This is a genomic window from Citrobacter sp. Igbk 14, from assembly GCF_028069825.1.
GTDB lineage: Bacteria > Pseudomonadota > Gammaproteobacteria > Enterobacterales > Enterobacteriaceae > Citrobacter.
This window is the reverse complement of record NZ_JANEWM010000151.1, coordinates 1-869: the sequence shown is the minus strand read 5'-3', so window position 1 is coordinate 869 and position 869 is coordinate 1. Positions and strand designations below refer to the sequence as shown.

Below are 869 nucleotides of genomic sequence, written 5' to 3'. Positions count from 1 at the left end.
ATATAGATATGATACATAAGGCACTGATAACTTCGATTCCCCTACTGACATACCAAATATACATACTATATTCATCCAGACTTAACAGCAGAACATTCGTCAGGATTGCAGAGCAACACAGTAACGCTATGCTTTTCCATAAGATACCATGCATTTTGGTTTTCACTGCCAGATACAACAAAACCATTCCCCATGCAATAATCAGCGAATATATGTAGCCAATATGCCAGTGCACCGTTTTATTGTCAGCTTTTAAACTGGTAATTTCAATCGTGACATCAGCGTTATAACTGGATAAGTTATGTGAAAGGAATGCAATTGCCAGCATAATCAGCAATGCTATAATGATGTAACACGGTTCTCTTTCTTTAGTCTCAATAACGGTGGAAGTCGCTTTATACGCTTTCAATGATACAAAAAGCAATGCAATAAAACTCACTTACCTAAAATAATAGAAGATAGCAATATCATTTGTGCATTTCTCTATCAAAACACTATCATTAATTAAATTCTGAACGATATATATAGTTTCTATAAAATAGATGTTATTACTAAGGAATGCCATTCCTAATATCATCAGGTATGTTAGATCTTTCCTGCAAAGGTATTGAAAAAGCATAAAAAGGAAAATAATGCCGTACAGAAAAAACAACCCAACGATGATAATTAAATATGTTGTTTGAGGTACACTCTGCACTTCTAACTGATACTGAGAAAGACACACACCAGCAATAAAATAGCTGACCAAGCAAGTAATGTAAAATCTCATCAACCTGCTATTGTTTGAATTACTATTATCCATAACAGCCCTGGCAAGAATCCCTTTTAGCATTTTATATATTAAGTTATTATTTTTTGCAAATTAATAA

The 869-nt window shown here is 33.1% G+C and carries 1 pseudogene; it reads right to left on the bottom strand.

Annotated elements, in window-relative coordinates:
- A pseudogene (locus NNN64_RS22850) lies at window positions 1-619 on the bottom strand (MASE4 domain-containing protein); the annotation flags it as partial.
- Window positions 620-869 lie beyond the last annotated feature (250 nt).